General features: G+C 66.5%; 7 protein-coding genes. 3 read left to right on the forward strand and 4 right to left on the reverse strand.

The genetic code is table 11. The features are described from left to right. Nucleotides 1–24: 24 nt before the first annotated feature. From purH to purD, 3 genes are read left to right on the forward strand one after another with little or no spacing between them, the layout of a single operon-like run. Nucleotides 25–1,608, forward strand: coding sequence for a bifunctional phosphoribosylaminoimidazolecarboxamide formyltransferase/IMP cyclohydrolase (purH, locus tag VER16_RS18950; protein ID WP_324810783.1), 1,584 nt, complete (start codon nt 25–27; stop codon nt 1,606–1,608). Nucleotides 1,609–1,624: 16 nt separating this feature from the next. After that, complete coding sequence (locus VER16_RS18955; protein ID WP_324810785.1) at nt 1,625–2,491, forward strand: hypothetical protein; 867 nt, start codon at nt 1,625–1,627, stop codon at nt 2,489–2,491. A gap of 58 nt (nt 2,492–2,549) precedes the next feature. After that, on the forward strand, nt 2,550–3,848 hold the full coding sequence (gene purD, locus VER16_RS18960) for a phosphoribosylamine--glycine ligase (RefSeq protein WP_324810787.1): 1,299 nt from the start codon (nt 2,550–2,552) through the stop codon (nt 3,846–3,848). Nucleotides 3,849–3,915: 67 nt separating this feature from the next. On the opposite strand, the gene VER16_RS18965 is transcribed toward purD, so the two are convergent. From VER16_RS18965 to VER16_RS18980, 4 genes are all read right to left on the reverse strand, one after another. Then, a complete protein-coding gene (locus VER16_RS18965; RefSeq protein WP_324810789.1) occupies nt 3,916–4,248 on the reverse strand; it encodes a DNA-binding transcriptional regulator in 333 nt (110 codons plus the stop codon). Next, on the reverse strand, nt 4,232–4,621 hold the full coding sequence (locus tag VER16_RS18970) for a type II toxin-antitoxin system RelE/ParE family toxin (RefSeq protein WP_324810791.1): 390 nt from the start codon (nt 4,619–4,621) through the stop codon (nt 4,232–4,234). The genes VER16_RS18965 and VER16_RS18970 overlap by 17 nt, the downstream gene beginning before the upstream one ends. 171 nt (nt 4,622–4,792) lie before the next feature. Continuing rightward, entirely contained in the window at nt 4,793–5,668 is an 876-nt protein-coding gene (rpoH, locus tag VER16_RS18975; RefSeq protein ID WP_079223786.1) for an RNA polymerase sigma factor RpoH, read from the reverse strand. Between the two features lie 318 nt (nt 5,669–5,986). Next, entirely contained in the window at nt 5,987–9,685 is a 3,699-nt protein-coding gene (locus VER16_RS18980; RefSeq protein ID WP_324810793.1) for a TonB-dependent receptor, read from the reverse strand.

The following is a 9,685-nucleotide window of genomic DNA, read 5'->3' on the forward strand; positions in this document are numbered from 1 at the left end:
TCCGCTGCCGATTGCCCTGTCCCCATGACTGCTGATCTGTTGCCCGTCCGTCGGGCCCTCCTTTCCGTTTCCGACAAGACCGGCCTGGTCGAGCTGGCCACCGCGCTGGCCGCCCGCGGCGTCGAACTGCTGTCCACCGGCGGCACCGCCAAGGCGATCCGCGATGCGGGCCTGGCCGTGAAGGACGTGGCCGACGTCACCGGCTTCCCGGAAATGATGGACGGCCGGGTCAAGACCCTGCACCCGATGGTGCACGGCGGCCTGCTCGGCCGTTCGGGCCTGGATGACGCGGTGATGGCCGAGCACGGCATCGGCGCCATCGATCTGCTGGTGCTGAACCTGTACCCGTTCGAATCGGTCACCGCCAAGGCCGACTGCACCCTGGCCGACGCGGTGGAGAACATCGACATCGGCGGCCCGGCCATGCTGCGCTCGGCGGCCAAGAACTTCGCCCGCGTGGCGGTGGCCACCGACCCGTCGCAGTACGCCGAACTGCTGGCCTCGCTGGACGCCAATGATGGCCAGCTGAGCGCGGGCACCCGCTTCGCCTTCTCGGTGGCCGCGTTCAACCGCGTCGCCCAGTACGATGCGGCCATCAGCAACTACCTCTCGGCGGTCACCGCCACCGACGCCGCCGTGCCGGCCCGCGCCGAGTACCCGGCGCAGATGAATTCCACCTTCGTGAAGGTGATGGACCTGCGCTACGGCGAGAACCCGCACCAGAGCGGCGCGTTCTACCGCGACCTCTACCCGGTGCCGGGCACCCTGGCCACGTTCCAGCAGCTGCAGGGCAAGGAACTGAGCTACAACAACCTGGCCGATGCCGATGCGGCATGGGAATGCGTGCGCCAGTTCGATGCGCCGGCCTGCGTCATCGTCAAGCACGCCAACCCGTGCGGCGTGGCCGTCGGTGCCGGCAACGGCGATGCCTACGAACTGGCCTACGCCACCGACCCGACCAGCGCCTTCGGCGGCATCATCGCCTTCAACAAGCCGCTGGATGCGGCCACTGCGAAGGTCATCCTCGACCGCCAGTTCGTTGAAGTGCTGATCGCCCCGGACTACGAGCCGGCCGCGCTGGAATACGCGCAGAAGAAGGCCAACGTGCGCGTGCTGCGCATCCCGCACGGTGATGGCCTGAACAACTTCGACAGCAAGCGCGTGGGCTCGGGCCTGCTGCTGCAGTCCTCGGACAACCGCGGCATGACCCGCGATGAACTGAAGGTGGTCAGCGCGGTGGCACCGACCGACAAGCAGTTCACCGACCTGCTGTTCGCATGGAAGGTGGCCAAGTTCGTGAAGTCCAACGCGATTGTGTACGCCAAGGACAACCGCACGATCGGTGTTGGCGCCGGCCAGATGAGCCGCGTCTACTCGGCACGCATCGCCGGCATCAAGGCCGCCGACGCGAACCTGGTGGTCGAGGGTTCGGTGATGGCCTCCGATGCGTTCTTCCCGTTCCGCGATGGCATCGACGCCGCAGCGGCCGCCGGCATCAAGGCCGTCATCCAGCCGGGCGGTTCGATGCGCGATGCGGAAGTCATCGCCGCCGCCGACGAGCATGGCCTGGCCATGGTGTTCACCGGCGTGCGCCACTTCCGCCACTGATTCTGGAGCGACACGGATGTCCGCAGTTTCGATCAAGCCTCTGCTTCTGCCCGCCCTGATGGGCGCGGCCCTGCTGGCCGGCTGCAAGCCGGCCGCCGAGCCGGCACCCGCCTCTGCCCCGCAGGCAGAGGCGCCGGCCGCGGCCAGCACCGCGGCGGCCGGGCATGTCAGCCGCACCGCGCGCCTGCAGGCGTTCCTGACCGCGCGGTACGGCAAGGACGCGCAGCTGTCGGGTGACTGGCGCGGCCAGTGGACCCAGGACGGCCAAACGCGTCCGGTCAGCTGGCAGGTCTGCGCCGAGCAGCCGGTGGTGAGTGGCGACAGCTGGCAGCAGCTGCTGGCGGTGTGCGGCGCGCTGGTCGAGGCCGGACACCCCGAGCCGGGCACCATCGACTTCTACGTGCTGCGCCCGACGACCAGCGGCTTCGATGTGGCCGCAGAGCTGACCGGTGGCACCTACGGCAGCAGCGGCCAGCCCGGCACGGTGCAGATCGTGCGTGCCGGCAGCGATTTCTACGGCTTCCGCATGGAGGATGGCTGGTTTGGGCAGGGCTATTCGCTGATCTCGCAATCGCTGGTCCTGCCCGGCCCCAAGGGCCTGGTCGACACCGGCAGCATGCGCAGCCACATCGACAACGGCGCCGCCTACGACTGCGACGACGCCGATGCAGCCGAAGACTGCCGCAGCAAGATCTTCAACATCGATTTCATCCAGCGCTTCGACGACAGCGACCGCACCGCACGCGTGTGGCCGCTGCAGGTGGAGGAGACCGGCAGCACCTGCGGCGGCACCCCCGTGCGCCAGCAGCACCGCTTCACCCTGGACCCGAAGTCCTGGACCTATTCCTTCCCCGACGCGCTGCAGCGCGAGGGCTGCGAGTGAACCACGCGCGCCGCCGGGGACATCGCCCTTCCCTTCCCACGCAATCTGGAATCTCGTGATGAACGTACTTGTCATCGGCTCTGGCGGCCGCGAACACGCCCTGGCATGGAAGCTGGCCCAGTCCTCCCGTGTCACCGAAGTGATCGTGGCGCCCGGCAATGCCGGCACCGCCAACGAAGACAAGTGCCGCAACGTGGCGGTGAAGGTGACCGACATCGACGGCCTGCTGGCGCTGGCCCAGTCCGAAGGCGTGGCGTTGACCGTGGTCGGCCCGGAAGTGCCGCTGGTGGCCGGCGTGGTCGACCGCTTCCGCGCCGCCGGCCTGCGCATCTTCGGGCCGACGGCCGCTGCCGCGCAGCTGGAAGGCAGCAAGGCCTACGCCAAGGATTTCCTGGCCCGCCACAACATCCCCACCGCGTTCTACGCCGTGCATACCGAGGTGGACGCGGCGCTCGCCTACCTCCGCGACAAATCCAATGAAAGCGGGGGCGCCCCGATCGTGGTCAAGGCCGATGGCCTGGCTGCCGGCAAGGGCGTGATCGTGGCGATGACCCTGGCCGAAGCCGAGGATGCGGTGCGTGACATGCTCTCGGGCAACGCCTTCGGCGATGCCGGCGCGCGCGTGGTCATCGAGGAGTTCCTTGATGGCGAGGAAGCCAGCTTCATTTCCATGGTCGACGGCGTGCACGCGCTGCCGATGGCTACCTCGCAGGACCACAAGCGCGTCGGCGACGGCGACACCGGCCCCAACACCGGTGGCATGGGCGCCTATTCGCCCGCGCCGGTGGTGACCCCGGAAGTGCACGCGCGGGTGATGCGCGAGGTGGTGAACCCGACCGTGCAGGGCATGATCGCCGACGGCATCCCGTTCACCGGCTTCCTCTATGCCGGCCTGATGATCGATGCCAGCGGCGCGCCGAAGGTGATCGAGTTCAACGTACGCTTCGGCGACCCGGAAACCCAGCCGGTGATGCTGCGCCTGCAGTCGGACCTGGTGGACCTGGTGGAAGCGGCCATCGATGGCCGCCTGGACCAGGTGGACGCGCAGTGGGATCCGCGCCCGTCGCTGGGCGTGGTGCTGGCCGCCAAGCCCTATCCGGAGGCGCCGATCACCGGTGAGGTGATTTCGGGTCTGGACGAGGTGCCTGCCAATGCCAAGGTGTTCCATGCCGGCACCACGCTGGATGCGCAGGGCCAGGTGCTCAGTGCCGGCGGCCGCGTGCTGTGCGTGGCCGCGCTGGGCGACAGCGTGCGCGACGCGCAGGCCAATGCCTATGCAGGCGTCGCCAAGGTGACCTGGGCCAATGAGTTCCATCGCACCGACATCGGCTGGCGCGCGATCGCACGCGAGAGCTGAGTAGATCCACGCCATGCGTGGATCAAGCGCACCGACGAAGGAGGCCCGGCAACGCCGGGCCTCTGCTTTAGAGGACTGCTTCGAGTCCCTTGCGATCAATCAGGTTCAGCAGTTTCAGTGAGGGCCCGCTGGGCTTCTTCTCGCCTTGCTCCCAGCTGCGTACGGTGGAAACGCTGGTATTGAGAACGCCTGCAAAGACCGGCTGACTGAGCTTCAGCGAGGTACGCAGCGCTCGGATCTGGGCACTGCTGTACTCGGGTACGGTTTCAAGGCAGAGGGCCTCATAGGTACTCATCCTGCGCTTGTCGATGACGCCATGCGCGTGCAGGCTCACAGCAGCATCGTGCACCGCCTCAAGAAGCGCACTTTTCGCGCGCCTTCGCTCAAGGGCCTTCGCCATGGCAGATCTCCTGTAAATCCCCGTACTCCACGGCACGCTTCAACTGTGCCGCGCTCATTTTCAGAAATTCCGATGCGTACAACTGCAGCGCATCCCGTTCCACATTGGTGACCGCGGCACGTGCGTTCTTCTCGTATCCAAAAAGAAAGAACCAATGCCCGCCTCGCTGCGTTGCGACAATGGTTCGAGCGCTTCCGCGCTTTCCCCTCCCCGGCAACGCGACGCGTTTTTTGAAGAGGCCTCCGCCAAGATCTGCATCCACCAGACCCGCTTCCATTTCCATTATCGCCCGGCACAACGCTGCGTCGGACAGCATGGTCCTGCGTGTGCTGCGATTGAAAGCTCGAGTACGGAATACGCGCGACATGATCATACCGTGCCACCGAGTGGTACGGCGTGAACATCAGCATTCAGCGCATGACGCGGTCGGCACAGTCCCCGTCCCGCCGTCAGAGCAAATCCACGCCATGCGTGGATGCGCGCGCCCCACAAACAAGAAAGGCCCGGCATTGCCGGGCCCTTCGTCATTGCAACGCCACTCCGCTTACGCGGTGAACAGTGCCTTCATCTTCTTCAGCGCGTTCGCTTCGACCTGGCGGATGCGCTCGGCAGATACGCCGTACTCATCGGCCAGCTCCTGCAGCGTCACCTTGCTGTCAGCATCCAGCCAGCGGCGGCGGATGATGTCGCGCGAGCGGGCATCCAGCTCGGCCAGGCCTTCGCGCAGCAGCTGCATCTGGTTGTCTTCGCTGTCCTCGCGCTCGTAGGCCATCGACGGGTCTTCGTCGTTGGACACCAGGAACGCAGCCGGCGACGGCGGCGCGTGATCGTTGTCCTCGTCGGTCGGTGCATCGAAACCGATATCGCGGCCGGACAGGCGCGATTCCATTTCCATGACTTCGCGCTCGGACACGTTCAGGTCCTTGGCGACGGCGCTGACTTCGGCCGCGTTCATCCAGCCCAGGCGCGTCTTCGACTTGCGCAGGTTGAAGAACAGCTTGCGCTGCGCCTTGGTCGTGGCGACCTTGACGATGCGCCAGTTCTTGAGGATGAACTCGTGCATTTCGGCACGGATCCAATGCACGGCGAAGGACACCAGGCGCACGCCCATGTCGGGGTCGAAGCGCTTGACCGCCTTCATCAGGCCGATGTTGCCTTCCTGGATCAGGTCGCCCAGCGCAAGGCCGTAGCCGTTGTAACCGCGGGCCACGTGCACCACGAAGCGCAGGTGCGAATGCACCAGCTCACGTGCGGCGTCCAGATCGTCACCGTCGCGGAAACGACGGGCCAGGTCCTGTTCGTCATCGACCGACAGCACCGGGATCTGGTGCACGGCACCGATGTAGGCGTCCAGCGAACCGAGCGCACTGGGAATCGGGAGATTGTTTGCCACAAGGGCAGTAGAGGTGTTCTGGCTCATAGGGCTCATCTTAGCAGTCCGGCTTTTGGACTGCTAAAGCGGGAGGAAGTTCCAGTGTTCCGTGAACGAAACAATGGGCGATTCAACATCCCTACCCTATCGCGTATTGATGACAATGGCGAGCAGGCTCGACCATGGTCGAATACGTTAAAAATCAACAACTTGAAACGAATCAGGTGCATGAATGGTCGTTTTGGGCCGCAAAATCCCATCGGCCCACCCCATTCAGCCCGGGGATGTTGCCGGTCGTTCAGCCCACCGAGGCAGACGGCCATATCCGCTCCCCCGGTAGTGCCACGCCATGCGTGGCAGGCGATGCTAGTAATACCCGGCCATGTTCAGGAAGAAGCCCTTCTGGTCGTACTTCAGTTCGGTCATGTCATCACTGAATTCGGTGAAGTTATAGCCGACGCCGACCTTGAAGTTCTCCCCCACCCGCCGGTCCACGCCCAGCAGCCAGCCCTTGCGGACGCCGCCATCACGCACCTTCAGCCAGCGGTGCTCGGCCAGCCCTTCCCACTGCGCGAACAGGCGGTAGCGCAGCTGCAGGGCGGCAAAGTCGGCGCGGCTGTCCAGCCAGGCGCCCTCGCCACGGCCAGTGCGGTAGTCACCCCAGCGTGAGGCCAGCTTGGCCGCCAGCTCCCAACGCTCGCCGATCTGGCGGATGCCTTCCAGCGACAGCACCTGCGAGCGCTGGTCGTACAGGTTGCCGCCTTCCTGGCCCAGCGAAGCCACGTCATAGAGGTAGGTGAACTTGCCGAAGCCGGCCCAGCGCGTGTTGTCGTGCGGGCGCCAGGCGAAGCCGACGTTGGTTTCCACCAGCTTGGCATCGGCCACGGGGTTGATCCGGTCCTGGGTGTCAGCGTAGTTGGCGCGCAGGGCGAAGCGCCAGTCTTCGTTGAGCTTGTACAGCAGGCGGTTGGTGGTCACCCATTGTTCGCGCTGCTCGGCACCGCTGTCGCGGCGGTATTCCAGCTTGCTGCTCCACTGCGCCACCGCATCGGTGCGGCCGCCGCTGACGCTGTACGCACGGCGGTTGATGCGACCCACGGTGGATTCCAGCTCGCCGTCCATCAGGGTGAAGCCGAGGTTCCAGCCCTGTGCCGGGTAGAAGTCCATGCCGAGGGTGTGCACCAGGCCCGCGCTGTCCTGGCGGCGGTCCTTCAGGTACTGGCTCTCGTTGTAGACGTTCACCTGGTTGCTCAGGCGCCAGCGCTGTCCGACCGTCCAGCCGCTCTGCAGGCCGCTGTCGAACAACGGGTCGGTGCCGGTGCGGTCGGTGCTGTAGCTGTAGCTGCCGTAGAGGCTGTGGTCGGGCGCCATGCGGTACTCGGCATCGACCTTGCCGCCGTGGCCGCGGCTGCCGCCACTCAGCTCGGCACCCACGCTGCTGCGGTCGCCGAACAGGTAGCGTGCGCCCAGGGTCAGCAGGTCGTTCTTCTCGTACGCACCGCCGTCATCGTCCAGGGTCACCTGGCCGGTGCCATACAGTTCCCACGACGAACCGAAACGCTGGCGGTAACCGATCGCCGCCAGCAGCGCGGAGACGTCCTGCAGTTCCTGCTCCTCGCGCACCCGGCGCAGTTCGCCGGTCAGCTGGCCATCGTTGCCCAGCCGCCATTCGGCGGTCAGCTGGCTCTGCTCCAGCGCCAGCTCGCCCTGCTCGGTGCGGGTGTGGCGGCCGTACAGGCTGAAATCATCGGTGAGGTAACCGAGGAATTCGGCGCCGTATTCCTGGATCGGCAGGCCGGTGTCCTGCCGGGCCACCGAGAACCCTGCATCGACGTCGCGCCACCACGCGCCCAGGCTCCAGTCCTGGGTGGTCCACCCCAGTTCACGCAGGTTGGCCCGCGCCTCCACCGCCGAAGCCTTGCCCGAACGCCGGCCTTCGTACGGATTGCGGCGGATGAAACTGAGGCCGCCGTTGTCCGAATAGAACACCGGCGCTGCAGTGGCATCGGTGCGGGTCTGCTCCATCTTCAGGTAGGTGCCGCGGCCGGCCTGCAGGGTCAGGTCGGCCCCCTTCAGGCTGTAGTTCTCGCCGCTGCGGTTCTCTTCCACCCAGGTGCCACCCACCGCCACGTGGTCGCCGATCCACTGGCGGCCGCGCGCACCGTAGGTCACATCGTCGCTGCTGAAGCCCAGCGGCACGTATTCGTAGTCCACCAGCAGCAACTGGTCATAGCCATCCAGCGGCATGTCGCGGGTGATGCTGCGCACGTTCTCGCGCGTCAGCTGCGCCAGCGGACGGGTCAGGATCAGCCGGCCCTGCAGGTCGTCGATCTCGTAGTCCACGCCTTCCTGCAGGGTGGCGCGGGTTTCGGTGCGGCCGGTGGTACGGTCGCGCACCTCCAGCACCACCTGTTCCGAGCCCGGCAGCAGGTCGGTATGGCGCAGGTAGTACAGGCTGCCGCCCGTGCCGAGGAATTCGCTGTGGCCCGGTGCCGACTGCGCTTCGGAACCGAACACCTTCAGCTGCGAACGCGCTTCACCCAACGGCGTGGCCGACAGCGAGCGCCAGTTCAACGCGCCGCCGTACAGGGAACGCACGTACTGGCCGTACTCGGTGCCGGTGATGCCGGTGGCGAAGTTGCCCCACAGGGCCTGGCTCTGGTCCCAGTCCACGCGCAGATACAGGCGGCCCTGCGTGTCCACGTCGCGGTAGGTGGTGGAATCGTCGCCGTACACCGGGTAGTACAGGTCCGGATCGAGGCGGCGGAACACGTCCTGCGCATCGGCGCGGCTGAAATCGCGGAACAGGTACTTCAGCTCGCGGTCCTGCGTGTCGGCCTGCGCCGTCACCAGGTATTTGCCGCGCATCTTGCCCTTCAGGTAGAACGCCAGGCGGCCTTCACTGAGGAAGCCATCGGTGTCGCGGTCATCGGCGGCCAGCGGCTGCACGTTGCCGCTGGCGCTGTTCTTGGACAGCGTGACATCGGCGATGGCGACCAGGAACAGGTAGCGGCCGGTCACGTCCACATCCAGCTGGCGCTGCGCGGACGGCGCGTCGCGCGATTCCACCCGCACGTCGTAGCGGTGCTGGCCGACCGGCTCAAGGAACTCGGCGGCGAACTTCTGTTCCAGGTCGACCGGGAAATCCTGGCCGTTGATGCGCACCCGGCTGTTCGGTTCCAGGTTGCGGCCGTACAGGCGCACGCGCGAGCCGTGGATGGGAATGTTCTGCAGGCGCAGCATGCTCTGCCCATAGATGCTGTTGCTGACCTGCAGGTCCTGCGCGCTGGCCCCATCCAGCGCCTGGCCCAGGGTCTTCTGCACGTTGTCACGGGTCACCTGCAGGCCACGGTCGAAGTCGGCCGGGGTGACCAGCTGGATGCGCTGGATCTGCGTTTCATCGAACGCACCGCCGGCGCCGTACGCGCGCGCCACGTAGATCAGCTCATCACCGGTGCGCAGCTTGAACTGCTCCGGCACGCTGCCATCCCATTCGGCATCGCCCACGTAGTCGGACGGCAGCTCGATGCGCGCCAGCGGCGTCACCAGGTCGGTATCCGTGCCGCGGTACAGGGTGACTTCCAGCTTGTCGATGAAAGAGGCGTAGTTGTTGTAGCTGTGGAAGCGCAGCGGGCGGATCACCCGGCCGTTCTCGAACGGCACGGTGGCCGCCGCCTGCACGCTCAGGCTGGGCGGCACCATGCTCGGGTCTTCGGTGGCCCAGACCACGCCGCCGTTGGGCAGCTCGGCCATGAACTGGCCGCCGCGCGCGGACACGTCGGGGGTGACCGCAGGTGCCAGCGGCGCGCTGCCGGTGGCCGATGGATCACTGTGGCCAGGCAGGGGCAGCAGCGGCGCGTCGGCGTCATCACCGATCCGCAGCAGCTCACCGTCATTGCTGCGGCAGGTATCACCCTCGCAGCGCACATCGCTGGCCGGTACCGGCACGCTCTGCTGGGCAAGCACCGGGGGAGTGGCCAGCAGCAGGGCGAACACGCCGCAGGACATCGCATGGGGAAGCAGGGCGCGCACGATCAGGGCAGGACTCCGGTGGTTGGTCTTCAT

Origin of the sequence: Stenotrophomonas sp. (assembly GCF_035634915.1) — a bacterium.
Classification (GTDB): domain Bacteria; phylum Pseudomonadota; class Gammaproteobacteria; order Xanthomonadales; family Xanthomonadaceae; genus Stenotrophomonas.

What these genes read in the sequence shown, in the direction of transcription:
- purH (WP_324810783.1), top strand. Translation starts at nt 25, where the DNA reads ATGACTGCTGATCTGTTGCCCGTCCGTCGGGCCCTCCTTTCCGTTTCC.
- VER16_RS18955 (WP_324810785.1), top strand. Translation starts at nt 1,625, where the DNA reads ATGTCCGCAGTTTCGATCAAGCCTCTGCTTCTGCCCGCCCTGATGGGC.
- purD (WP_324810787.1), top strand. Translation starts at nt 2,550, where the DNA reads ATGAACGTACTTGTCATCGGCTCTGGCGGCCGCGAACACGCCCTGGCA.
- VER16_RS18965 (WP_324810789.1), bottom strand. Translation starts at nt 4,248, where the DNA reads ATGGCGAAGGCCCTTGAGCGAAGGCGCGCGAAAAGTGCGCTTCTTGAG.
- VER16_RS18970 (WP_324810791.1), bottom strand. Translation starts at nt 4,621, where the DNA reads ATGATCATGTCGCGCGTATTCCGTACTCGAGCTTTCAATCGCAGCACA.
- rpoH (WP_079223786.1), bottom strand. Translation starts at nt 5,668, where the DNA reads ATGAGCCAGAACACCTCTACTGCCCTTGTGGCAAACAATCTCCCGATT.
- VER16_RS18980 (WP_324810793.1), bottom strand. Translation starts at nt 9,685, where the DNA reads ATGAAGACCAACCACCGGAGTCCTGCCCTGATCGTGCGCGCCCTGCTT.